We start from the raw sequence: 23,689 nt of genomic DNA, 5'->3' as shown, positions 1-23,689 counted from the left end.
TCGCTGTCATACTCTAGTCATAAAGATCTAGTCATAAAGACAAGGACGCGCTCTTATGATGAAGCTGCCCCCCACCGCCCTCCGCTGGAGCGTACTTACTTACCTCGGCTTATGCCTGGGGTATCTCTTCACCACGCTGACCGTCATCAGTCACTGGTTTTTGTTACCCGTCGCAGCGGTTTGGGTCGCCATCGCGTGGTTTTTTCGCTGGGGCCATCCCGCGCAGCGCACGAGCACGCGGCGCGTCTTGCCCTGGTCGTCGATCCCGCTGGCTCTATGGTGGGTTTACCTGTACCTGGACGATAGCTTCGGCAAGGTGGACCTGGGCGCGGTGATCTTCCATTTACAGGCGGGGATGACCGAGCATGGCGGTGAAGGCCGCGTCATCGCCGCGGTGATTTTCACCCTATGCGCCATCGTCATGCTCATGGCCTTCACCTGGCTGGTGCGCACCGATCACCGATGGCGGTTGTGGGAGCGTGTCGGCGCCATCTTTCTGCTGGCCTTCAATCCGCTGCTGTTCGGTCTCTCGCAACGCGGCGCTTCGGTGGTCACCGAAGGGGATTGGTTGCGCGATCACTACCGCGTCCCGAGCATTGAAAGCGAACCGCAAACGCGCCCCAACCTTATCTATCTCTACTTGGAAAGTACCGAGCGGACCTACGCCGACCGCGACACATTCGGCGACGCCTATGAGGACCTCGCCGCGCTCGGCAAACGCGGCACCGTCTTCGAGGGGCTCAAGCAGCTCGACAATACCGGCTGGACGACCGCGGGCATGGTCGCCACCCAGTGCGGCGTGCCACTGATTCCCGCCGGGTTAAAACATGACAACCAGTTCGAGCCACTCGAGGAGGTACTCCCACATACCCAGTGTCTGGGCGACATCCTCAATGCCCAGGGATACGACCTCACCTACATGGGCGGGGCCAGTACGCGCTTTGCAGGCAAAAAGGTGTTCTACGAAGGACACGGCTTCGATCGGGCGCTGGGGCGCGACGAACTGGAAGACCAGGTCACGCCACCGGATTACCTCAACGATTGGGGCCTTTACGACGACACCCTACTCGACATGGCCACCGAGCGTATCCGCAAGCTTGCCGAGAATGATGAACGCCAGCCTTATGCCATGTTCGCCCTGACCCTGGCGGCTCATCCGCCGTTCGGCAACCCGGCTCAGGCATGCCTGGAGAACCAGGGCAAGTTCGACGGCGTCGATATCCTGTACTCGGTGAAATGCACGGGCTGGCTGGTACGCCGCTTCCTTCAGCGCCTCGACGAAGAAGGTCTGCTCGACAATACCCTGGTGGTGATCTCCAGCGACCACCTGAGCATGAAGAACTCTGAGTGGCCGCAGTTGGTCGATGCCGAGCGCGAAAACACCTTCATGATGCTTGGCGAGGGTGTCCCTGCCGGGAAGCGTATCCGGCGCCAGGGGTCGATGGTCGATGTTTACCCGACGGTACTCGAAGCCATGGGCTTCACACTGGACGCACGTGCCGCCGGGCTGGGACGCTCACTATTCGCCAAGGATCCCACGCTGGTCGAAGAATACGGCCTGGAGACCATCAACGGCCACATGGCGGAAGAAGACGCACTGCAAACCTATATGTGGAAAGGGGTCAACTGAGCGCCGCGTGCCGAATCGACGCCAACAGCCGTGCCGGCTCGAGATGACGCAGACAATTAGTGTGCCCCAACGGGCAGTCACGCGCGAAGCACGGCGAACATGACAGGTAGAGGTCGTGGATCTCGGCGTTTTCGGTCAGAGGCGGCGTGTAGGCCGGCGAGGAAGAGCCGTAAATGGCCTGCACGCGCGTGTCCACCGCCGCCGCCACGTGCATCAGCCCCGAGTCGTTGGTGACCACTTGCTGGCAGTCAGCGAGCAGGTCCACCACCTCGGTGAGCTTGGTACGCCCGCACAGGTTATGTACGCCTTCCAGCCCTTGGCTGATCGTCTCACCGGCATCGGCATCCTTGGGGCCACCCATCACCCGCACCTCGAAGCCCTCGACCACCAGGCGCTCCGCCAGGGTACGGAAATGCGCCAGCGGCCACTGCTTGGACGGTCCAAACTCGGCGCCCGGCATCATGCCGATGGCGGGACGCTCCGAGAGTCCCAGCGTCTCGCGCAGGCGGCGCTGTTCGTCGGCATTCACCTCGAGGCGCGGCGCGGGAATCGCAAAATCTCCGGCTTGCGCCTCGTCCTCGGGCAGCCCCAGCGAGACGAAGCGCTTCACGGTTTGATTCAGCACGCTTTTGTCGAGCTGACGGCGCGCATTGAGCACCCCATAGCGTTGCTCGCCCTGGAATCCCAGCCGCTCAGGGATACGGGCAAGGAACGGTACCAGCGCCGATTTCCAGGATCGCGGCAACACGATCGCTCGGTCGAAGCGACCCTTCAGCGTGCGCGCTACGTCACGCCGCGTAGTCCAGCCGAATTCGCCGTGCTTGACGTCCAGTGCGATGGTCTCGTCGACTTCGGGCATGCGCGCCAGAATCGGCAGCGACCAACCCGGGGCCAGCACCCCGAGGTAGGCCTCCGGATAACGCGCCTTGAGCGTCATGAACAGGCTTTGTGCCATGACCATGTCGCCGACCCATGAAGGGCCGACGACGAGCAGGCGTGGGGCGGTGGCGATATCGTCAGCCATTCAACCAATCCAGATAGGCGCTGACACCCTCGCGCACGGTCTTGAATTCCGCCGGGTAGCCCGCCTCACGCAAGAGCGAGATATCGGCGCGGGTGTAGCTTTGGTAGCGCCCCTTGAGCTCCTCGGGAAAGGCGATGTAGTCGATCTTGCCGGTCTGATAATAATCGATCACCGTCTCGGCGATGGTCTTGAACGGTTCGGCACGGCCGGTGCCCAGGTTGAAGATGCCCGACACCTCAGGGTTGTCGAGGCACCACAAATTAACGTCCACCACGTCGCCGACATAGATGAAGTCACGGCTTTGCATGCCGGCTTCATAGCCTTCCCAGGCACCGAACAGCTTGGGATTCTCGCCGCGCTTCACCTGGCTGTGGTGATGATAGGCGACGCTGGCCATCTTGCCTTTGTGCTGCTCGCGCGGGCCATAGACATTGAAGTAGCGGAAGCCCACCACCTGAGCCTCGAACTCCTCCCAGTGAACGCGCACGTACTGGTCGAACAGAAGCTTGGAGTAGCCGTAGACGTTGAGCGGTTTCTCGTGCTCCGGCGATTCCACGAACACCTCGCTGCCGCCATAGGTCGCCGCCGACGACGCGTACAGGAAGGGAATACGCTTGTGCTGGCAGAAGTGCAGCAGCACCTTGGAGTACTCGAAATTGTTGTCGAGCATGAACTTGCCGTCCCACTCGGTAGTATCCGAACAGGCCCCTTCATGGAAGATGGCCTCGATCGGTGGCAAGGTGCTCGGCTCGCCGCGCAGCTCGTCCTTCACGCGCGCCAGGAAGTCATCCTTGTCGAGATAGTCCCCCAGCGTGCAGTCGGCGAGATTGACGAACTTGGTGCCGTCGGAGAGGTCGTCGACCACGAGTACATCCTCGTGGCCACGTGCATTGAGAGCCTTCACTAGATTGGCGCCGATGAAACCGGCACCGCCCGTCACTACGATCATGTCGTCGATTCCTTCAAGTCGTGCACCCACGCGGGAAGCGTGCTTTTCGTCACGGTGCCTATAACCGATTAACCGCTAATTGTATACTTGGCAGTTCGTGAATTCATGGGCCAACGGTACTTCACCAATGACACAGTCGACGCCAGACGTGAAAACCTTCCAGGGCCTGATCCTTGCCCTGCAACAGTACTGGGCCGAACAGGGCTGCGTAATCATGCAACCCCTGGACATGGAAGTCGGAGCCGGCACCTTTCATCCTGCGACCTTCCTGCGCTCCATCGGCCCCGAGACCTGGAATGCCGCCTACGTGCAGCCATCACGTCGTCCCACTGACGGGCGCTACGGCGAGAACCCCAATCGCTTGCAGCACTACTATCAGTTCCAGGTGGTGATGAAGCCCTCTCCCCTGGAGCTACAGGCGCTGTATCTGGGCTCGCTCGAGCGTCTCGGCATCGACCCGCAGGTCCACGACATTCGCTTCGTCGAAGACAACTGGGAGTCTCCTACCCTAGGTGCCTGGGGACTCGGCTGGGAAGTCTGGCTCAACGGCATGGAGGTGACCCAGTTCACCTATTTCCAGCAAGCCGGCGGCATCGAATGTTATCCGGTCACCGGCGAGCTGACCTACGGCCTGGAACGCATCGCCATGTACTTGCAGGACGTCGACAGCGTCTATGACCTAGTGTGGACCTACGCCCCCGATGGTTCATCCGTTACCTACGGCGATGTCTACCTGCAGAACGAACGCGAACAGTCGGCTTACAATTTCGAACACGCCGATGTCGACTATCAGTTCTCCGCCTTCGACCAAAGCGAAGGCGAATGCCAGAAGCTACTCGACGCAGGGTTGCCCCTGCCGGCCTACGAGCATGTGCTCAAGGCATCGCATACTTTCAACCTGCTTGACGCCCGGCACGCTATCTCGGTCACCGAGCGTCAGCGTTACATCCTGCGTGTGCGCACCATGGCCCGTGACGTCGCCCACGCCTACTTTGAATCGCGTAAGGCAGCCGGGTTCCCCATGGCCCCCGAGAGCATCCGCCAGGAACTGCTGAGCCGAGAAAGCAACGAGGGAGACGCGTAAGAATGGCATCCAACACCCTACTGGTCGAACTCGGCGTTGAGGAGCTTCCGCCAGGCGCCATCGTATCTCTCGCCAATGCCCTGCGCGACGGCATCGCGAATGGTCTCGCCGACGCTGAGGTCCCCTTCGAGGCAGCTCACGCCCACGCCACGCCACGCCGCTTGGCGGTCAGCATCGAGGCACTTGGCGACAAGCAGCCGGACCGCGAGATCGAGCGTCGCGGTCCGGCCCTGGCCGCCGCCTTCAAGGACGGCGAGCCCACCAAGGCCGCAGAAGGCTTCGCGCGTTCCTGCGGCGTCGAGGTCGCGGACCTGACCCATCTGGAAACCGACAAGGGCACCTGGCTCGGCTATCGCTATCAGGAATCGGGCGAAGCCACCACGGCGCTGTTGCCGGCCATCCTCAGGCGTGCCGTCAACGCCCTGCCGGTGCCCAAGAACATGCGCTGGGGCGCCTCTCGGCTCGAGTTTTCGCGCCCCGTGCACTGGTTGGTCATGCTCTACGGCCAGGACGTGGTGCCCGCCGAAGTGCTTGGCCTCGAGGCCGACCGCACCACCCGCGGGCATCGTTTTCATGCTCCGCAGGCCATCGAGCTGGCGCACGCCGACGACTACCTGGATGTGCTCGAAAATGCCTTCGTACTGGCCGATAACGACCGCCGACGTGAGCGTATCCGCGAGCAGGTACTGGCCGAAGCCGAGGTCAACGACGCCACGGCCGTCATCGACGACGACCTCCTCGACGAAGTCAACGGCCTGGTCGAATGGCCGGTGGCGCTGACCGGCAGCTTCGACGAGCGCTTCCTCGAGGTGCCCGCCGAGTGCTTGATCTCGTCGATGAAAGCCAATCAGAAGTACTTCCACCTGCTCGACGCCGAGGGCCAACTCAAGCCGGCCTTCATCACCGTCTCCAACATCGAAAGCCGCGATCCGCAGCAGGTCATCGAAGGTAACGAGAAAGTGATCCGCCCGCGCTTGGCCGATGCCGCTTTCTTCTACGATACCGACCGCAAGCAGACATTGGCCTCGCGGCGCGACGCACTGGATAACGTGGTCTTCCAGCAGTCGCTGGGCACGCTGGGTGACAAGGCGCGACGCATGGAGACCATCGGCGCGTTCATCGCCGAACGGATCGGTGGCGACGTCAACCATGCCCAACGTGCCGCACAGCTTGCCAAGTGCGACTTGGTCACCGAGATGGTGCTGGAATTCCCCGAACTCCAGGGCATCATGGGCACCTACTACGCTCGCCAGGACGGCGAACCGGAAGAGGTCGCACAAGCACTTCACGAGCAGTACCTGCCGCGTTTCGCCAGCGACGAGGTGCCCAAGACGCAGACCGGCTTGGCCCTGGCATTGGCTGATCGCCTGGACACGCTTACAGGCATCTTCGGTATCGGCCAGCGCCCCACGGGTACCAAGGACCCCTTCGCCCTGCGCCGCGCCGCCATCGGCGTTCTCAACATCCTGATCAAGGGTGAGCTCGATCTCGACTTGCGCGAACTTCTCGAACTCGCCGCCGCTCAGCATGACGAGCTACCCAAGGCTGACGGCCTGATCGATGATGTGCTGGATTACATGCTCGACCGCTTCCGCGCCTGGACCCAGGACGAAGGCATCGCCGTCGAGGTCTATCTGGCAGTGCGTTCTCGCCCGATCACTCGGCCGCTCGATTTCGCGCGCCGGATTCGGGCCGTACATGCTTTCAGTCAGCGGGAAGAAGCAGCAGCGCTAGCGGCAGCCAATAAGCGCGTCTCGAACATCCTTGCCAAACAGCAGCACGATGGCTCTACCTCGGTGGATACCTCTCTGCTGCAAGCCGAAGCCGAGACGACGCTGAGCGAAGCGCTCGAGCAATGCCATCAAGCGGTACGCCCACTACTCGATGCCGCCCGCTATTCCGAGGCGCTGGATGTACTGGCCCAGCTTCGTGGTCCCGTCGATGCCTTCTTCGACGATGTCATGGTCATGGCTGACGACGAGGCGGTACGCCGCAACCGCCTAGCTTTGTTGGCCAGCCTCCAGGCCCTGTTCCTGGAAGTCGCGGATATCGCCCAACTGCAGCAATAACCCACACACGCGTTGCAACTGAAAAGGGTGGCCTAACCGGCCACCCTTTTTTGTTTCACGTGGAACATAATGGCTACCGGTATGTTGTCTTCTTCACTAGAGACCAGCCAGCCCCTCCCTGCGCACCAAACAGAGATGTTTCACGTGAAACACCGCGACCCAATTCATCGACGCCGCGGGTCTTCTTCCCTCTTCCCTCTTCCCTCTTCCCTCTTCCTCGTAGCTCGTAGCTCGTAGCTCGTAGCTCGTAGCTCGTAGCTCGTAGCTCGTAGCTCGTAGCTCGTAGCTCAAGGATTGTTCCACGTGAAACATCACGCTCAGGAGGGAGGACCGTGATGCGATGGCCGTTGGAACTGAAGCCACGGCGAGACTAGATTGACCGGCGACTATATCCATTATCCTAGCGCTAGATGTAGACGGCAGCGACAAGGATCGCTTGAGCAAAATATCGTACGAAGCGGATGTGTCACGTAAAACAGGGAGGAAGCACATGAAAGCATTGATCGCAGGCGCCAGTGGCATCATCGGTCACGGTGCGCACGATGCACTGAAGAAGCATGGCGCCGAGGTAAAGGGACTGGGTCGACGCTCCATCGAAGGTATCGACACCGTTACGGTGGACCTGACCGACGCCGAAGCAACCAAGAACACGATTCGCGATCAGGCGGCGGATACTACACACCTGTTCTATGCTGCCTTAGCGCCGGATACCGATCTGTCGACCGAAGCGAAACGCAACGCCCAGATGCTGGATAATCTACTCGATGCACTGGAGCAGGCCAATGCCCCACTGACGCGAGTCGTCATCTATCAGGGGTTCAAGATTTACGGCATACATCTCGGCACCCAAGTGCCAACCCCGGCGCGAGAGTCTGATCCCAGCCATATGCCACCGAACATTTATCAGGCCCAAGAAGCAATGCTTGCCAAGCGCGCAAAAAGCGCCGAGTGGGATTACGTCGCCTTGCGCCCCGATGTCGTCGTCAGCGGCAATATCAACGGAAACCCCATGAATATTGCAGCCGTCATCGGCGCCTTCGCGGCTATTTCCCGCGAGCTCGGCGTGCCACTACGTTATCCGGGTAGCGAGGCCGCTTACCATGTACTGATGCAGACTACCGATGCGGCACTGCTGGGAGAGGCCAGCCTCTGGGCCGCCGAAACCGAGGGTATCGGTGGTGAAGCTTTCAATGTCACCAATGGTGACATTTTCCGCTGGGAGCGCCTATGGCAGGATATCGCCGCTTACTTCGACTTGCCCAGCGCTAGTCCTGTCCCGCTTGATCTCGAGCAGCACATGGCCGATAAGCAACCGGTCTGGGAGCACATCGTGGAGAAACACGGTCTCGCGGAAAAACGCCTCGAGCGTGTGGTCCAATGGGGCTTCGGCAACTTCGTGTTCAATACCGAGACCGACGTCATTTCGGATGTTAACAAAATCTACCGTCATGGGTTCACTCGCCGCTGTGATTCCCGTGAATCGCTATTCGCAGCTTTCGATCGATTGCGCGAGAGGAACATTCTTCCGTAAGCGACTCTCCGCCACACCTCCCATGCCCCATTGTCACTAAAAACGACACCCCATGTTTCACGTGAAACATGGGGTGTTTTGCAGCCGGCGTACTTAGCCATGATAATTGGTATCAGTTTTCCTGCTGGCCGAGACTCCATGACTCAACTTGTCATCCTCGATCGAGACGGCGTCATCAACCGAGATTCCGATGACTACGTAAAATCGCTCGATGAATTTCTCCCCTACCCTCAGGCCATCGAGGCCATTGCGCGTCTATCGCAAGCCGGCTGGACAGTGGCGGTTGCCACCAATCAATCGGGCATCGCACGCGGCTATTTCGATGTAGCCACCCTTGAGGCGATGCATGCCAAGATGCAAGAGCTGGTGAATGCCGCTGGGGGTGAAATCGTCTACACCGCCTATTGTCCGCACGGGCCGGACGATGGCTGTTGTTGCCGCAAGCCTTTACCAGGACTGCTGGAGCGCACACGCGATGCACTCGGGTTAGAAACGCTCGAAGGCAGTTGGATGGTGGGCGATAGCCTGCGCGACCTGCAGGCCGGCGACGCTGTGGGATGTCAAAGCGCTCTGGTGCGTACCGGCAAGGGAAGGCGTACCGAGCTAAAAGGCACAGGCCTCGATGACGCATTCATCTTTGACGACCTTGCCGCCTTCACTGATTGGCTTCTCGGCCACAAAGCCGCTTCTTGATACTTGCTTGCCTTGGCACAGCGGCTTACGGTTCGTCATCACACCACAAAAAAGGCTGGCAACGCGATGACGTTACCAGCCTCTTTCTATCGCACTGTAGAGCAGTACTTCACCGCAGATGTTCCACGTGAAACATCCCCTGTCCGTGTGCCCTGCTAGATATCCAGATTGGCGACCAGTGCATTGCGCTCGATGAAGTCACGACGCGGCTCGACTTCGTCACCCATCAAGGTGTTGAACATCATGTCGGATGCCACGGCATCTTCGATGGAAACGCGCAGCATCCGACGAGAATTGGGGTCCATGGTCGTTTCCCATAGCTGATCGGGATTCATCTCGCCCAGGCCCTTATAACGTTGCACACTCAGGCCACGCTGGGCTTCGCTCATCAACCATTCGAGCGCTTCGTAGAAAGTATCCACCGAACGCTGACGCTCACCGCGAGCTACGTAGGAGCCTTCTTCGAGCAGCCCGTCCAGCGTCTCACCCAAGGCGGTCATGGCGCGGTAATCGGCGCTGCGGAAGAAATCGACGCCCCACACGTAGTCAGTCGTCACCCCATGCGCCGTCAATGCTACGCAGGGCAGGTAAACACCACGCTCAGTGTCTTCCTGGAGGTGGAAGGTATAACGCGGACCGCCCTCGTAGGCGATGAGAGCATCCATTTCGCGCTGCAGATGGTCGATCCAATGCTGCATGGTCTCGCGGTCCTTGAGGCTATCGCTCTCAAGCCTTGCAGTATGCACGATCTTACGCAGCACGAGGTTGGGATAAACCCGCGAAAGACGGTCGATACGCCGCATGACATCGCGATATTCATTGACCAGGGTCTCGAGATGCTCGTTGGCAATGCCTGGCGCATCAGCATTGACGTAAAGGCGAGCGCCATCCAGCGCCGTCGTGGTCAAATAATCCGTCAGCGCCTGTTCATCCTTGAGATAGGTTTCCTGCTTGCCGCGCTTGATCTTATAAAGTGGCGGCTGAGCGATGAACACATGGCCACGCTCGATCAGTTCCGGCATCTGCCGGAAGAAGAACGTCAACAACAGCGTGCGGATGTGAGACCCATCAACGTCGGCATCGGTCATGATGATGATCGAGTGGTAGCGCAACTTATCGGGATTGAATTCCTCGCGCCCGATGCCACACCCCAATGCCGTGATCAGCGTACCTACTTCCGCCGAAGACAACATCTTGTCGAAGCGCGCCTTCTCGACGTTCAAGATCTTGCCCTTGAGCGGCAGGATCGCCTGGGTGCGTCGATCGCGCCCTTGCTTGGCGCTGCCGCCGGCCGAGTCACCCTCGACCAGATAAAGCTCCGACAGGCTCGGGTCTTTTTCCTGACAATCAGCCAGTTTGCCCGGTAGCCCGGCGATATCCAATGCGCCCTTACGGCGCGTCATATCACGCGCCTTACGCGCTGCCTCGCGAGCACGCGCAGCGTCGAGCATCTTGTTAACGATGGCCTTGGCCTCGTTCGGCCGCTCCACCAGATAATCGCCCAGCTGACGCCCCATCTCCTGCTCGACCGCTGTCTTGACCTCGGACGACACCAGCTTTTCCTTGGTCTGCGACGAGAACTTGGGATCGGGCACCTTGACCGACACGATCGCCGTCAACCCTTCCCTTGCATCGTCACCAGCCGTGTTGACCTTGGCCTTTTTCAGCAGCCCTTCGGTTTCGATGTAGTGATTGAGCGTACGTGTCAGGGCTGCACGGAAACCGGCCAAGTGCGTGCCGCCATCGCTCTGAGGAATGTTGTTGGTGTAGCAGAAAATATTCTCGGAGAAGGTATCATTCCACTGCAGCGCCATTTCAACGCCGATGCCATCTTCGCGTTGCGTTTCGAAATGGAATACGGGGTTCAACGTCGCCTTGTTGGTGTTCAAGTGATCGACGAAGGCCCGCAGCCCACCTTCATAGTGAAACAGTTCTTCAGCGCCCGAGCGCTCGTCGAGCAAGCGGATCGCGACACCGGAGTTCAGGAACGACAGCTCACGCAAGCGCTTGGCCAGAATATCGTAGTGGAATTCGATATTGGCGAAGGTTTCGGTCGATGGCTTGAAGTTGACCTGGGTACCGCTCTTTTCGGTCTTTCCCACCACGTCCAAGGGTGAGTCGGGCACGCCATGATGATAGATCTGCTCATAAACCTGACCAGCGCGCCACACCGTGAGCTTGAGCTCTTCGGAGAGCGCATTGACGACGGAAACGCCAACACCGTGGAGACCACCCGAGACCTTATAGGAATTGTCATCGAACTTGCCGCCGGCATGCAGGACCGTCATGATGACTTCTGCCGCCGAGACGTTTTCCTCCGAATGCATATCAGTTGGAATGCCACGCCCATTGTCACTGACGGTGACGGACTCATCGGGGTGGATCACCACGCGAATCTCGCTACAGTGTCCCGCGAGCGCTTCGTCGATGGAGTTATCCACCAACTCGAAGACCATATGATGCAGGCCCGTGCCGTCATCGGTATCGCCGATGTACATGCCGGGGCGCTTGCGTACCGCATCCAGGCCCTTGAGAACCTTGATGCTCGATGAGTCGTAAGCTTGTTCGCTCATTGCCTACTCCGTCGTGAAGTCATTCCGTGAGCAGTCGCCCGTGTTCCACGTGAAACATCGCGACATCCGTTTCCGACTGCCATGCATTCTCGAGCGCACCGCGCTCGACTCCGGTAATAAAGACCTGGCAGTTCAAGCGCGCCAGCCAATGACAAAAGATCCGCCGATGCGAAACATCAAGCTCGGCAGCCAGGTCATCGATCAGGTAAACGCAGGTACGCCCCGTCAGTTCTTCCAGCAAGCGCCCTTGGGCTAATTTCAGCGCACTCACTACCAACTTTTGCTGCCCGCGCGATAGTTCTTCCACGGCAGCGCGCTTGCCAATGCGCAAGCGCAAGTCGGCGCGTTGCGGCCCCTGCTGGGTAAAGCCCATTTGCCGATCAGTGTCTCGACCGTTTTCGAGCACATCCAGCAACCCACGTTGTTTATCCCATCCGCGATAATAACGAAGAGACAAGCCGGAAAGCGGCAACAACTCATTCAATGTCGCTTCGAATGTCTTGGCGAATTGCGCCATGTAGTCGCTGCGCAAGAGGTCGAGTTGCTCACTCCAATGCGCCAACTCTTGCTCCCAGACACGCATCGATCTTAAGTCGATTCTATCATGTCTGAGCAGGGCATTCCGATGTTTCAGGGCGCGCCGCACCCGCCGCCATGCCTCGAAGAACTCATGTTTCACGTGAAACACACCCCAGTCCAGGAACTCACGCCGAGCCGCAGGTGCACCTTCCAATAGACGGAAGGCATCGGGGTTGATCAGCTGCAGGGGGAGCGTTTCCGCCAAGCGCGCCACACGGATACCGCGTTCGCCATCGAGACGAATTTCTAGCTCGGCGGCATCGCGTGACCGACGAACGCCCAACGACACCGGCGGATCACCCGCCAGGCGACCGTGCAAGGTGACGGCATCAGCGTCGTGGGTGATCGCGTGTTTGAGCTTCTGGGTGCGGAACGAGCGCGCCATCCCCAGCATGTGCACGCCTTCCAGCAAACTGGTTTTGCCGCTGCCATTGGCACCGGTCACCAGGTTGATCCCCGGCGCGGGTCGCATATCAAGTGCTGCCAGGTTACGCAAACCTAGGAAATTGAGACGTTCGAGGGGCATAAGGGGATCGGAGGCAGCATGCCGCCTCGGGCACAGTTAGCGATGTCGGCGTGAACCGACTACACCCGAGACGTGCATGAGTGAAAGAGCAGCGCAGGCGATCAGAGGCGCATCGGCATGACCACGTACATGGCATCGCCACCACCCGGTTCTTCCAGCAGTGCGCTGCTGTTGGGATCGGAAAGCGTCATTTGTACGCGGTCGGCATCGAGCACGCCGAGCACGTCCACGAGATAGCCGACATTGAACCCCACTTCCAAGGTGTCGCCTTCATACTCGACGGCCACGTTTTCCTCGGCTTCTTCCTGCTCGGGGTTGTTGGCCGTCACACGCAGGTTGTGCTCTTCGAGATTGAGACGGACCCCACGATATTTCTCGTTGGAAAGAATCGCGGTACGCGACAACACCTGACGCAACTCGCCACGCTCGGCGATGACAACCTTATCGCCGCCCCGCGGGACCACTCGCTCGTAATCGGGGAACTTGCCGTCGACCAGCTTGGAAGTAAAGGTGAAATCCCCGGTCTGTGCGCGCAGATGGGTACCCCCGATGGTGAGTTCCACCGGCTCATCGCTGCCGTCCAGCAAACGCGCCAATTCGAGAATGCCCTTGCGCGGTACGATGAGCTTCTGCGACGGCTCCACTTCGACCTCGGCGCTACGCGCGCACACTGCCAAGCGGTGACCGTCGGTCGCCACCGTACGCACCAGGTGATGACCGAACTCGAGCAGCATACCGTTCAAGTAATAACGCACATCCTGCTGCGCCATGGCGAAAGAGGTCGCATCGATCAAGTGCTTGAGAGTGCCGCGCGTCAAGGTCAAGGTCGTATCGCTTTGACTTCCCTCGATATTCGGGAATTCCGCCACCGGCAACGTTGACAAGGTGAAGCGTGAACGCCCGGCACGTAGCACCGCACGCCCCTCTTCGAGCGTAAAGGTGATATCGGTGCGTTCAGGCAACGACTTGCAGATATCCATTAGCTTGCGCGCCGGCACCGTCGCCGAGCCCGGCTCGTCGACCTGATGCGGGGTCGTGCGACCGATCAGCTCGACTTCGAGGTCCGTACCGGTCAGTGCCAGTTGAGTGTCGCGTACCTCGAGCAGCACGTTGGACAGCACCGGCAGGGTCTGGCGACGTTCGACGACGCCGGCAACCAGCGACAGCGGACGCAAAAGGTCTTCGCGGGTGATGGTAAATCTCATGGGCTCCACTCTCGTCCTGGGGTCCAAGGGAATATTCTGGCCGCCATGCTCAACTGGTCAGCAGCCGCAACAGGTTCTTGTAGTCCTCGCGGATATCCGCGCTTTCTTCCTTGAGTGTCTGCACCTTACGGCAGGCATGCAGCACCGTGGTGTGATCGCGCCCCCCGAAAGCATCGCCGATCTCGGGCAGGCTATGATTGGTCAATTCCTTCGCCAAGGCCATGGCAACCTGGCGCGGACGCGCGACCGAACGCGAACGGCGCTTGGAGAGAAGATCCGCTAGCTTGATCTTATAATACTCCGCCACCGTGCGCTGAATGTTGTCGACACCGACCTGCTTGTCCTGCAAGGCCAGCAAGTCCTTGAGCGACTCGCGGATGAAATCCTGGGTGATCGGCTTGCCCATGAAGTGCGAGTCGGCAATGACCTTTTTCAATGCCCCTTCCAGTTCGCGCACGTTGGAGCGAATCTTCTGTGCGATGAAGAACGCTGCATCGTGCGGCAGGTCGACCTTGGCCTGATCGGCTTTTTTCATCAGGATCGCCACGCGGGTTTCCAGTTCGGGCGGCTCGATGGCCACCGTCAGACCCCAACCGAAGCGCGACTTGAGGCGTTCTTCCACCCCGCTGATTTCCTTGGGGTAGCGATCCGAGGTAAGGATCATCTGCTGGCCACCCTCAAGCAACGCATTGAACGTATGGAAGAATTCTTCCTGCGAGCGCTCCTTGCCAGCGAAAAACTGGATATCGTCGATCAGCAGTGCATCCACGCTGCGGTAGAAACGCTTGAAATCGTTGATGGCGTTGAGCTGCAGCGCCTTGACCATGTCAGCCACGAAGCGCTCTGAGTGCAGATAAACCACCTTGGCGTTTTCCCGCTGGCCAGCCAGGTGATTGCCTACCGCATGCATGAGGTGCGTCTTACCCAAGCCGACACCACCGTACAGGAACAGCGGATTGTAGGCACCACCGGGGTTTTCGGACACCTGGCGCGAAGCAGCACGCGCGAGCTGGTTCGATTTACCCTCGACGAAGGTCTCGAAGGTGAAATTGGGATTGAGACCACTCTGGTGCTTGAGGCTCCCTTCCACCTGCACCTGACGCTCACCGCCCCCCCGGCGCGAGGAATCCTCGCGCTCACGCATGCGATCGATTTCCTGCTCATCCGCATAATCGCCCTGGGCTCTCGGTGCATGCACGGCGGGCGGTGTCTCGGGGGGACGCGAGGTATTCATTGCCGCCGCCGATACCGGTGCCCCCAGATCACGCGGCGACGACACGGCCACATTGCGGCGGCTACCCACCGTCAGCTGCACCTTGGGCGGCTTGCCGGATGCAAGCTCCCTAAGCAACTCATTGATACGCTTCAGGTATTTATCATTGACCCAGTCACGCACGAAGCGATTGGGCGCCAGCAGACACAGCTCGTTGGCGTCACCGTCCTCCGCCTGCAAGGGGCGAATCCAGGTGTTGAACTGCTGAGAGCTCAGCTCATCCTGAAGAAAGTTGAGGCATTGCTGCCAGAGAGCGACCGACACACGACCTCACCTAGCGTTGATGAATGGCCGGCTATTGTATCGTTCGACGCCCGGGTTATCCACATGGATGCCGAGTCTCTTTTCCTGTGGAAAACCCCATCCATAACTCAGCGCACAACGTGTCCGTGAAACGTGGAGATGTCGCAGGGTGTGGAGAAATCGCCACTTACCCACAATGCTACCGACAGCTTACCCACCGATTACTCGCCTTTTTCCCACATATTCAGGAACATGGCATATCACTGTTAATAAAGGTAAAAAATAGGTTATCCACAAATAATATCCCCACCATTAATAACAACATCAGTTAGTACAACTTTAATAATGTAATAACTGTATCGGTTCGCTCAGGGTCGAGCCGGCAAGCGGCGAACGTCCAAACGGGCATTCGATCGGTCTGACCGTCTCGACACATGCCGAGCCCTTGCCGCCGTAACAAAACAGGTGTGGATAAAAACGCCGGAAAAATTGCACCTGCCCCAGGGATTCACTAGAATTGCCGGTCTTGAGCCGAATACCGCCTGGTGCAAGCGTACCGGGCTCTTCAGTTTCAAATCGTTTCCAAACAACCACGTGAGAATTCGCAGCTATGAAGCGCACTTTTCAACCGAGCGTCCTAAAGCGCAAGCGCGTGCACGGCTTCCGTGCTCGCATGGCCACCCAGAACGGCCGCCAGGTGCTGGCGCGTCGTCGTGCCAAAGGTCGCAAGCGTCTGAGCGCCTGACTGGACAACGAATGTCCGATCAGGGCTTTCCCCGGCGTCAGCGACTGCTAACTGCCGGGGACTATCAGCACGTCTTCGCTCATGCGTCCTTCAAGGTGCACGGTAAGGGCCTTTTGATGCTTGCGCGCCCCAATGCTCTCGGTGAACCTCGAGTGGGGCTCGTATTCAGCAAGAAGAACGTACGTCGTGCTGTCGACCGTAACCGTCTGAAACGCCTCGTCCGTGAATCCTTTCGTCTCCAGCAACACCGTCTACCCGCCGTGGATATCATCGTTCTCGCTCGGCGTGGGGCTCATGAGCTGGATAACGATACCTTGCATCGCCAATTGCACGGCATGTGGCGACGCTTGGAAAAAGACGTACGCAAGCAGTCGGTCTCGTCCACGCCATCCCCTTGATCGGCATTTCTCCGCCACGTTCCATCGTGGCCGCAGTGCCGGTCGGGACGTGACGTCAGAATGTATCACCGGGCAGAATCCTTATGGACGTAAAACGACTCCTACTCGTCATCCCGCTCGCGGTACTCGCCTATCTACTGGTCATTCAGTGGAACGCGGATTATGGGCAAAACAGCGCCGAACAACGCGCACCTGAAAGCGTTACCCAGGATACGTCCGATAGTGACGCCGACAGCCTCTCGGTCCCCACGTCCAACAACGGTAACAGTGCCTCATCGCAAGAGGCCGCCGATATGCCTGGTGCGGACGGGCAAACCGATTCGGACGGCTTGATCGAGGTACGCACCGACGCGCTGGATATTCGCATCGATCCGCGTGGCGGCGATGTCGTTTATGCCGCGCTACCCAAGCACAAAGAGTCCTTGAATAGCGAGCAACCCTTCGTTCTCCTCAGCGACAACAACGTGCGCAGCTACGTTGCCAAGTCGGGGCTGCAATTGGAGGGCCATGATGGGCGCATCGATTTCTCTTCCGAGCAAATGCAATATTCGCTCGGCGATGATCAAGACAGCCTAAGCGTCGACCTCACAGCCGAGGTCAATGGCGTGGACATCATCAAGCGTTTTACCTTCGATCGCGACAGTTACGCGGTCAATGTCGAGTACCGACTCGACAACCAGAGCGAAACGCCCATCTCCGCGCGTTTCGTTGGCCAGCTTGCTCGCGACAATAGCGCTGACCCCAGTCAGGGCGGCGGCCCCATGAGCATGAAGTCGTTCCTCGGCGCGACCTTCTCCACGCAAGAAAGCAATTACGAGAAGATCGACTTCGATGACATTCGTGAAGGCAACTTCAAGAATGTCAATTCCGAGGGCGGCTGGGTCGCCATGATTCAGCACTACTTCACGTCGGCGTGGGTCCCGGTGCAGAGCCAAGAGAATCTTTATTACGCTAATATCGATTCCCGTGATCGCAATGTCGCCGCATTTGCCGGCCCTTCTCAGCAACTCCAGCCCGGCAGTGAAACCACTCTGGCCGCGACGCTCTACATGGGCCCCAAGATCCAGGACCGCCTGGAATCTATCGCGCCGCACCTGGAACTGACCGTCGACTTCGGGTGGTTATGGTTCATCGCCAATCCGCTGTTCTGGCTGCTGGCGAAGATCCATGGCCTGATCGGCAACTGGGGCTGGTCGATCGTGTTGCTCACGGTCGTCGTGAAACTCGTGCTCTTCCCGCTCTCCGCCAAGGCGTACAAGTCGATGGCGAAGATGCGCAAGATGGGCCCGGAGATGAAGCGCATCAAGGAGCAGTACGGCGACGATCGACAGAAGATGTCGCAGGAGATGATGAAGTTCTACCAGAAGGAGAAGATCAATCCTCTGGGGGGCTGTCTGCCCATCGTCGTGCAGATGCCGGTCTTCATCGCCTTGTACTGGATGTTGCTGGAATCCGTGGAACTGCGTCATGCACCCTTCATGTTGTGGATAAATGATCTCTCGGCCCAGGATCCCTACTTCATCCTGCCGATCATCATGGGCGCCTCGATGTTCGTTCAGCAGTTGCTGAATCCGACACCGCCGGATCCCATGCAGGCCAAGATCATGAAGATGCTGCCTGTGGTCTTCACGTTCTTCTTCCTGTGGTTCCCGGCCGGCCTGGTGATCTACTGGATCTGCAACAACGTCATTTCGATCCTTCAGCAGTGGGTTATCACGCGCAAGATCGACAGTGACGGCGAAACGGGAAAAGCCAGTAAAGCCAAGAGCTGACGGCGCTTTCCGCTTTCCACCCGATCAGACCCCCGCCTCGGCGGGGGTCTGGCGTTTTGGGCCTGCCACCGGGACAATACCGGTAACGAGTCGGAGAAAAACATGACCGCCACGCCTCTCTATCGCCAGGACACCATCGCTGCCATCGCTACGCCCCCCGGACGTGGCGGGGTCGGCATCGTACGCATCTCGGGTCCCGCCAGCCGCACCCTGGCCGAGGGTATCCTCGGCCATTGCCCGACGCCGCGTCACGCGTATTACGGCCCCTTCCGCAACGCCAACGGCGATGTCATCGACGAAGGGATCGCGATCTTCTTCCCCGGCCCTCACTCCTTTACCGGTGAGGATGTGCTCGAACTGCAAGGGCATGGTGGACCGGTGATCATGGATCTGCTCCTTGAGCGCTGTGTCACGCTAGGCGCCCGCCTGGCGCGCCCCGGCGAGTTCTCCGAACGCGCTTTCCTCAACGACAAGCTCGACCTGGCCCAAGCCGAGGCCATCGCCGATCTGATCGATGCCAGTTCCCGCGCCGCCGCCGAGAACGCCCTGCGCTCGCTACAGGGGGAATTCTCGACGCGCGTCGCAGCGCTCGTCGATAAACTGATCGAATTGCGCATGTTCGTCGAAGCCGCCATCGACTTTCCCGAGGAGGAGATCGACTTCCTCGCCGATGGCAAGGTAGCGGCGATGCTCGACGAAGTGCACCTGACACTTGGCGAGGTGCGTGCCGCCGCCGGTCAGGGGGCGCTGATGCGCGAAGGCATGAACGTGGTCATCGCCGGACGCCCTAACGCCGGCAAGTCGAGCCTGCTCAACGCGCTGACCGAACGTGATAGCGCCATCGTCACCGACATCGAAGGCACCACCCGCGACGTACTGCGCGAATACATTCATCTGGATGGGATGCCGTTACACATCATCGACACCGCCGGGTTGCGCGACACGCCGGATGCCATCGAAAAAATCGGCGTCGCCCGTGCCTGGGAAGAGATCGAGAAGGCCGACCGCGTACTGCTATTGGTCGACGCGGCGACCACGACTCAAACCGATCCCATGCAACTCTGGCCCGAATTCGTCGCACGCCTCCCCCACCCCGAGCGCCTGACGCTGGTGCGCAACAAGATCGACGAAAGCGGTGAGGATGCCGTAAGTGATTTATCCACAACCCCACCGTTGGTGCGCATGTCCGCCATTACCGGAGTGGGTGTGGATAACTTGAAGGACCATCTCAAGACAGTGATGGGCTTCGATGCCACCACAGAAGGACGCTTCTCGGCTCGCAGACGCCATCTCGACGCCCTCGACCGCGCCGGTCAGGCACTCGACAACGGCATCGCCCAACTAAAGGGGCACGGCGCCGGTGAACTCCTCGCCGAGGATCTTCGTGAAGCGCAGCATGCGCTCGCCGAAATCACCGGCGAATTCACCGCCGACGATCTCCTCGGTGAAATCTTCGGCAGCTTCTGTATCGGGAAATAGTCAAGATTCCCATCACGAAATCAGAGTAAGTATTCACTTACTCCTCGACCCACCACTGCGAGGTATGCGTGGCCGCATCGCCCAGACAGCGTACGACGTGCGACAGGCTGTCATCGAGCTGCGTATCCACGCCCCAGGGCGGGTTGAAGATCAGCATGCCACTACCGTACATGCCATGCGTGACATCGCCGGGCGGATGCTGCAGCAGCTCGCTGCGCCAGACCTTGCGCACTCCGCTACGCCGCACGGCATCGAGCAGGTCGTGATGGCGCCCGCTGGGCAATAACGGATACCAGATCAAGACGATGGCGTGACGCACCTTGGCGGACACGGCCTGCAATGTCGTCGCGACGTCGACATATTCCTGCTTGATCTCGTAACTGGGGTCGATGAGCACACAAAGGCGGGGCGTCGCAGGCGGCAAAGAGGCACGCAGGCCGGACAGCCCGTCCGCGTGGAAGCGGCGTGCCTGATCGGGCAATGCTTGGGTCTCGAGATGGCTCACCTCACTCGGATGAAGCTCGTACAGGTCGAGTCGATCCTGCGCCCGACATGCCTGGGACAACCACCAGGGCGAGCCCGGATAATGGCTGAGCCGGGGCGATGCTTGCACCGCACCGAGACGCTCGCACCATGGGCCCAGCAGCGGGTCGTCGGCAAGGCGCTCACGCGCCGCCCAGAGACTCGCCACACCGTGGCGATACTCCTTGAGCCGCTGCGTTTCCTCGGCATCGAGGGGATACAGTCCGCGCCCGGCATGCGTATCCACATACGTAACAGGAGAAGGTTTACGTAATAGATGGCGCAGAACGGCGAACAGGGAGAGATGTTTGTGAACGTCGGCGAAATTGCCGGCGTGGTAGGCGTGCTGATAAGCGAGCATGAAAGGTTCCGAAACGACGTGAAGCGCAGAGGAAGCCCACGTCAGGGGCGTTGATGAACCTGGCAGGCCAGGCCGGCGTGAACCGGCCTGGCGCGATACCGTGGTCGCTTAGCTCTGCTCAGTGACGGGTGTCAGCGTAATTTCGACACGCCGATTCTGGGCGCGGCCGCTTTCAGTATCATTGCTGGCGACGGGTTGGCTTTCCCCGTAGCCGGCCGTGGCGACACGATTGCTGGCGATACCACCTTCACCGAGATAATCGGCCACGGACTGCGCGCGACGCTCAGACAAGCGCTGGTTATAGTCGGCGCTCCCGGTGCTGTCAGTATAGCCTGCCACGTTAATCCGCGTCTTGGGGTACTCGCGCATGACGGCAGTGGCATCGTTGAGTGCCTGCCGCGCGGGCGTCCGCAGCTCGCTGGAGTCCACATCGAAGGTCACGCTGCTGGGCATGTTGAGGACGATATTGTCGCCCTGACGGTCGACCCCGATACCGGTCCCGTCGAGATCCTTGCGCAGCTTTTCTTCTTGAGCATCCATGTAGGCGCCCACACCGCCGCCGATGGCTGCCCCGGCAGTCGCCCCGATCAACGCACGGTCACGGGTGCTGCTGCTGCCGTCCCCGGTCAGCGCCCCGGCAATTGCGCCCACTGCGGCACCGATGCCCGCACCACCGAAGGTATTGCCGTGGTCACTCTGTTGTTGGCCGCCGGTTTGTGCATCGTTGCTTGCACAACCCGTAACACCAATCGCCAGAGCCAGCGGAATCGCCATCCATATCGAGCGTTGCATGCGTCCTTTCTCCTTAGCTGTAAATACGCTTCGACAAACGTCCTGACGTTCTTGCTATCGAAGCATTTGTCACTGCTCATCACAAAGCGCGAGCAGGTCATTCAAGAATAACAGCCCGTGAGGCGATGCTTGTAGGCGCTGTGCCGGATCGCACAGCAATCCTTTGGCCTGAGCCTCTTCCAGTCGGGCGTCGAGCAGTGTATCAGGCAGGCCGCTCCGCTCGCGCCAATAATGTCGCGGAACGCCCTCGGTGAGACGCAGGGCGTTCATCAAAAACTCCAGCGGCAGCTCCTGCGTCTCGAGAGCGCGACGCCCGGCGACGAAACCGCGCGGATCCTGTGCACGCCGCAAATAGGCTTCCGGCTGACGCACCTTCCAACGTCTTTCGATGGCCAGGCTGCCGTCGGGCTGCCAAGCACTCAACTTGCCGTGCGCCCCGGCCCCGATGCCAAGATAATCGCCGAACGTCCAGTAATTGAGGTTATGGCGCGCCTGGCGATCAGGACGCGTGTAGGCGGAAATCTCGTAGCGGTCATAGCCCGCGGCCTCGAGCCGCGCGTGTCCAGCTTCCTGGATATCGCACAGGACATCTTCATCGGGCAAACGCGGAGGCTGTGAGTAGAACTCGGTATTGGGCTCGAGCGTGAGCTGATACCAGGAGATATGCTCGGGCGCCAATGCCAGCGCCTGATCGATATCCGCCAAGGCATCTTCCACGCCCTGCTCGGGAAGACCGTGCATCAGATCGAGGTTGATATTATCAAACCCCGCCGCACGCGCGTTACGCAACGCCTGGGCGGCTTCGTCGCCGTCATGAATGCGCCCCAGGCGCTCGAGCTGGCGAGACTGGAAACTCTGCACCCCCAGCGACAGGCGGTTGATACCCGCCTCGCGATACGCCGCAAAGCGGTCGTGTTCCACGGCCCCGGGATTGGCTTCGAGGGTGATCTCGATATCCGAGGCGAACGGCAAGCGTGTCTCTATCGCCTGCAACAGACGCCGATACGCCGCGCCGCTCAGCAAACTGGGCGTGCCGCCGCCGATGAAGATGCTCACCAGCTCGCGGCCGCTGGCCAACGCCAAATCCGCCTCCAGATCGTCAAGCAGAGCGTCGACATAGGCGCGTTCGGGAAGCGTTCGGTCATGCCCCACGCCATGCGAGTTAAAATCGCAATATGGGCATTTGCGCACGCACCAGGGCACGTGAACATAGAGTGACAAGGGAGGCAGGGTCGTCATGAGTCGGCGGACAACTGGGCGAGCAACGCGGTCATGGCACGGCCCCGATGGCTGAGCCGGTTCTTGTCCTCGGCGGGAAGCTCTGCGGCGCTCATGCCACGTTCCGGCACCCAAAAGAGGGAATCGTAGCCGAAGCCGCCCTCACCCCGTGGGTGCGCCAGGATTTCCCCTTCCCAGGCGCACTGCACGATATGCGGCACCGGGTCCTCGGCATGACGCAAGTACACCAGTACACACCAGAACCGCGCGGTGCGTTGCCCCTCCGGCACTGCATCGAGCGCTTCCAGGAGTTTGCGATTGTTGGCGCCATCATCCTTGGGCTCGCCTGCGAAACGCGCCGAGTAGATCCCCGGGGCGCCATGCAAGGCATCGACCTCCAGCCCCGAATCATCGGCGAGAGCGGGACATCCGCTGACCCGCGAGGCTTCGCGAGCCTTGAGCAGGGCGTTCTCGACGAAGGTCAGGCCGGTTTCCTCGACCTCGGCTACGGCGAAGTCGTGCTGGGGGCGCACCTCAAGGCCCAAGGGACCCAGCAAGTGTTGGAACTCACGCAACTTGCCGATATTGCCACTGGCTAGCACCAGGGTCTTTCGATCCGCCATCATGCTTCCTCCTTATCGCTCGGCCACTCATTCTACGGACCGCTCTACGGTCGGGAAACCACCCGAACCATTAATTATTATACCTTTAAAAACAGCATGTTAATTGCATAAATTAAATTCCTCATACTTTTAAGCCAACATTTGGCTAATATTAATTAGCGGCATGCCTGAAATTTCTCTTCCTCCACCCACGCCGCACTCATCGAGAGAACTGCGAGACTCGCCCAACCACCTGACGCGACTATAAAATTTAAAAAAGGTATAAAAAATAAAGATTATATTCGTTTAAGTTTTAAGCTGCTGGGGTTACTGTCTATTTACAAAGGACGTATCTCGGACAAGGCTTGAGGGCAATTCGGCATGAAACCGGCCATGAGAAAGTCGGGAGATGCCACTGATA

19 protein-coding genes are annotated in these 23,689 nt (G+C 59.6%); 9 read left to right on the top strand and 10 right to left on the bottom strand.

Annotated features, from left to right (window positions below; genetic code table 11):
* Positions 1 to 55 precede the first annotated feature (55 nt).
* A complete protein-coding gene (locus SR908_RS08555; RefSeq protein ID WP_246923199.1) occupies positions 56 to 1,630 on the top strand; it encodes a sulfatase-like hydrolase/transferase in 1,575 nt (524 codons plus the stop codon).
* Here the strand turns inward: SR908_RS08555 and waaF are convergent.
* Positions 1,623 to 2,654 (bottom strand): lipopolysaccharide heptosyltransferase II, encoded by a 1,032-nt coding sequence (gene waaF, locus SR908_RS08550; RefSeq protein WP_246923202.1) that lies wholly within the window; start codon positions 2,652 to 2,654, stop codon positions 1,623 to 1,625. The genes SR908_RS08555 and waaF overlap by 8 nt on opposite strands.
* Positions 2,647 to 3,603 (bottom strand): ADP-glyceromanno-heptose 6-epimerase, encoded by a 957-nt coding sequence (gene rfaD / locus SR908_RS08545; RefSeq protein ID WP_246923205.1) that lies wholly within the window; start codon positions 3,601 to 3,603, stop codon positions 2,647 to 2,649. Before rfaD ends, waaF begins: the two co-directional genes overlap by 8 nt.
* Positions 3,604 to 3,730: 127 nt before the next feature.
* Here rfaD and glyQ point away from each other — a divergent pair, with 127 nt between their 5' ends.
* From glyQ to gmhB, 4 genes are all read left to right on the top strand, one after another.
* The gene (gene glyQ, locus SR908_RS08540) at positions 3,731 to 4,687 is read left to right on the top strand and encodes a glycine--tRNA ligase subunit alpha (RefSeq protein ID WP_246923207.1); all 957 of its coding nucleotides are present in this window, start codon (positions 3,731 to 3,733) and stop codon (positions 4,685 to 4,687) included.
* 2 nt (positions 4,688 to 4,689) lie between these two features.
* A complete protein-coding gene (glyS, locus tag SR908_RS08535) occupies positions 4,690 to 6,756 on the top strand; it encodes a glycine--tRNA ligase subunit beta (protein ID WP_246923210.1) in 2,067 nt (688 codons plus the stop codon).
* A 490-nt stretch (positions 6,757 to 7,246) separates the two neighbouring features.
* Positions 7,247 to 8,287, top strand: a complete 1,041-nt coding sequence (locus SR908_RS08530; protein ID WP_246923212.1) for an SDR family oxidoreductase — start codon at positions 7,247 to 7,249, stop codon at positions 8,285 to 8,287.
* 138 nt (positions 8,288 to 8,425) lie between these two features.
* Positions 8,426 to 8,980, top strand: a complete 555-nt coding sequence (gene gmhB, locus SR908_RS08525) for a D-glycero-beta-D-manno-heptose 1,7-bisphosphate 7-phosphatase (protein ID WP_246923225.1) — start codon at positions 8,426 to 8,428, stop codon at positions 8,978 to 8,980.
* A 155-nt stretch (positions 8,981 to 9,135) separates the two neighbouring features.
* Here gmhB and gyrB read toward each other — a convergent pair whose 3' ends face one another.
* The 4 genes from gyrB to dnaA all read right to left on the bottom strand — a co-directional run bounded on the left by gyrB (position 9,136) and on the right by dnaA (position 15,400).
* Positions 9,136 to 11,553: a DNA topoisomerase (ATP-hydrolyzing) subunit B gene (gyrB, locus tag SR908_RS08520; protein WP_246923228.1), complete on the bottom strand. Its 2,418-nt coding sequence runs from the start codon at positions 11,551 to 11,553 to the stop codon at positions 9,136 to 9,138.
* Between the two features lie 19 nt (positions 11,554 to 11,572).
* Positions 11,573 to 12,658, bottom strand: coding sequence for a DNA replication/repair protein RecF (gene recF / locus SR908_RS08515; protein ID WP_097021517.1), 1,086 nt, complete (start codon positions 12,656 to 12,658; stop codon positions 11,573 to 11,575).
* 101 nt (positions 12,659 to 12,759) lie between these two features.
* Entirely contained in the window at positions 12,760 to 13,863 is a 1,104-nt protein-coding gene (gene dnaN / locus SR908_RS08510) for a DNA polymerase III subunit beta (protein ID WP_097021516.1), read from the bottom strand.
* A gap of 49 nt (positions 13,864 to 13,912) precedes the next feature.
* Positions 13,913 to 15,400, bottom strand: coding sequence for a chromosomal replication initiator protein DnaA (gene dnaA / locus SR908_RS08505; protein WP_097021515.1), 1,488 nt, complete (start codon positions 15,398 to 15,400; stop codon positions 13,913 to 13,915).
* Positions 15,401 to 15,989: 589 nt separating this feature from the next.
* Between dnaA and rpmH the strand changes: the two genes are divergently transcribed.
* From rpmH to mnmE, 4 genes are all read left to right on the top strand, one after another.
* Positions 15,990 to 16,124 carry a 50S ribosomal protein L34 gene (gene rpmH, locus SR908_RS08500; RefSeq protein WP_040240205.1) on the top strand — a complete coding sequence of 45 codons (135 nt, stop codon included), beginning with the start codon at positions 15,990 to 15,992 and terminating at the stop codon, positions 16,122 to 16,124.
* A gap of 11 nt (positions 16,125 to 16,135) precedes the next feature.
* The gene (gene rnpA, locus SR908_RS08495) at positions 16,136 to 16,522 is read left to right on the top strand and encodes a ribonuclease P protein component (RefSeq protein WP_097021514.1); all 387 of its coding nucleotides are present in this window, start codon (positions 16,136 to 16,138) and stop codon (positions 16,520 to 16,522) included.
* A gap of 83 nt (positions 16,523 to 16,605) precedes the next feature.
* Complete coding sequence (gene yidC / locus SR908_RS08490; RefSeq protein ID WP_097021513.1) at positions 16,606 to 18,294, top strand: membrane protein insertase YidC; 1,689 nt, start codon at positions 16,606 to 16,608, stop codon at positions 18,292 to 18,294.
* A 102-nt stretch (positions 18,295 to 18,396) separates the two neighbouring features.
* Positions 18,397 to 19,773 (top strand): tRNA uridine-5-carboxymethylaminomethyl(34) synthesis GTPase MnmE, encoded by a 1,377-nt coding sequence (gene mnmE, locus SR908_RS08485; RefSeq protein WP_246923231.1) that lies wholly within the window; start codon positions 18,397 to 18,399, stop codon positions 19,771 to 19,773.
* Between the two features lie 37 nt (positions 19,774 to 19,810).
* On the opposite strand, the gene SR908_RS08480 is transcribed toward mnmE, so the two are convergent.
* From SR908_RS08480 to rdgB, 4 genes are all read right to left on the bottom strand, one after another.
* Positions 19,811 to 20,656: a 23S rRNA (adenine(2030)-N(6))-methyltransferase RlmJ gene (locus SR908_RS08480; RefSeq protein WP_097021511.1), complete on the bottom strand. Its 846-nt coding sequence runs from the start codon at positions 20,654 to 20,656 to the stop codon at positions 19,811 to 19,813.
* A gap of 108 nt (positions 20,657 to 20,764) precedes the next feature.
* On the bottom strand, positions 20,765 to 21,448 hold the full coding sequence (locus SR908_RS08475) for an OmpA family protein (RefSeq protein WP_097021510.1): 684 nt from the start codon (positions 21,446 to 21,448) through the stop codon (positions 20,765 to 20,767).
* Between the two features lie 69 nt (positions 21,449 to 21,517).
* Positions 21,518 to 22,687: a radical SAM family heme chaperone HemW gene (gene hemW / locus SR908_RS08470; RefSeq protein ID WP_246923234.1), complete on the bottom strand. Its 1,170-nt coding sequence runs from the start codon at positions 22,685 to 22,687 to the stop codon at positions 21,518 to 21,520.
* Entirely contained in the window at positions 22,684 to 23,289 is a 606-nt protein-coding gene (gene rdgB, locus SR908_RS08465) for an RdgB/HAM1 family non-canonical purine NTP pyrophosphatase (RefSeq protein WP_246923337.1), read from the bottom strand. Before rdgB ends, hemW begins: the two co-directional genes overlap by 4 nt.
* Positions 23,290 to 23,689 lie beyond the last annotated feature (400 nt).

The organism is Chromohalobacter canadensis, assembly GCF_034479555.1.
GTDB lineage: Bacteria > Pseudomonadota > Gammaproteobacteria > Pseudomonadales > Halomonadaceae > Chromohalobacter > Chromohalobacter canadensis.
The sequence above is the reverse complement of the archived record's forward strand: the minus strand, read 5'-3'. Positions and strand labels throughout refer to the sequence as shown.

Bases quoted from the DNA above. Each gene is read 5' to 3' on its own strand.
- gyrB (WP_246923228.1), bottom strand. From the start codon at position 11,553: ATGAGCGAACAAGCTTACGACTCATCGAGCATCAAGGTTCTCAAGGGC.
- rfaD (WP_246923205.1), bottom strand. From the start codon at position 3,603: ATGATCGTAGTGACGGGCGGTGCCGGTTTCATCGGCGCCAATCTAGTG.
- SR908_RS08475 (WP_097021510.1), bottom strand. From the start codon at position 21,448: ATGCAACGCTCGATATGGATGGCGATTCCGCTGGCTCTGGCGATTGGT.
- SR908_RS08480 (WP_097021511.1), bottom strand. From the start codon at position 20,656: ATGCTCGCTTATCAGCACGCCTACCACGCCGGCAATTTCGCCGACGTT.
- gmhB (WP_246923225.1), top strand. From the start codon at position 8,426: ATGACTCAACTTGTCATCCTCGATCGAGACGGCGTCATCAACCGAGAT.
- glyS (WP_246923210.1), top strand. From the start codon at position 4,690: ATGGCATCCAACACCCTACTGGTCGAACTCGGCGTTGAGGAGCTTCCG.
- yidC (WP_097021513.1), top strand. From the start codon at position 16,606: ATGGACGTAAAACGACTCCTACTCGTCATCCCGCTCGCGGTACTCGCC.
- glyQ (WP_246923207.1), top strand. From the start codon at position 3,731: ATGACACAGTCGACGCCAGACGTGAAAACCTTCCAGGGCCTGATCCTT.
- waaF (WP_246923202.1), bottom strand. From the start codon at position 2,654: ATGGCTGACGATATCGCCACCGCCCCACGCCTGCTCGTCGTCGGCCCT.
- recF (WP_097021517.1), bottom strand. From the start codon at position 12,658: ATGCCCCTCGAACGTCTCAATTTCCTAGGTTTGCGTAACCTGGCAGCA.
- mnmE (WP_246923231.1), top strand. From the start codon at position 18,397: ATGACCGCCACGCCTCTCTATCGCCAGGACACCATCGCTGCCATCGCT.
- dnaN (WP_097021516.1), bottom strand. From the start codon at position 13,863: ATGAGATTTACCATCACCCGCGAAGACCTTTTGCGTCCGCTGTCGCTG.
- rnpA (WP_097021514.1), top strand. From the start codon at position 16,136: ATGTCCGATCAGGGCTTTCCCCGGCGTCAGCGACTGCTAACTGCCGGG.
- rpmH (WP_040240205.1), top strand. From the start codon at position 15,990: ATGAAGCGCACTTTTCAACCGAGCGTCCTAAAGCGCAAGCGCGTGCAC.
- SR908_RS08530 (WP_246923212.1), top strand. From the start codon at position 7,247: ATGAAAGCATTGATCGCAGGCGCCAGTGGCATCATCGGTCACGGTGCG.
- rdgB (WP_246923337.1), bottom strand. From the start codon at position 23,289: ATGGCGGATCGAAAGACCCTGGTGCTAGCCAGTGGCAATATCGGCAAG.
- SR908_RS08555 (WP_246923199.1), top strand. From the start codon at position 56: ATGATGAAGCTGCCCCCCACCGCCCTCCGCTGGAGCGTACTTACTTAC.
- hemW (WP_246923234.1), bottom strand. From the start codon at position 22,687: ATGACGACCCTGCCTCCCTTGTCACTCTATGTTCACGTGCCCTGGTGC.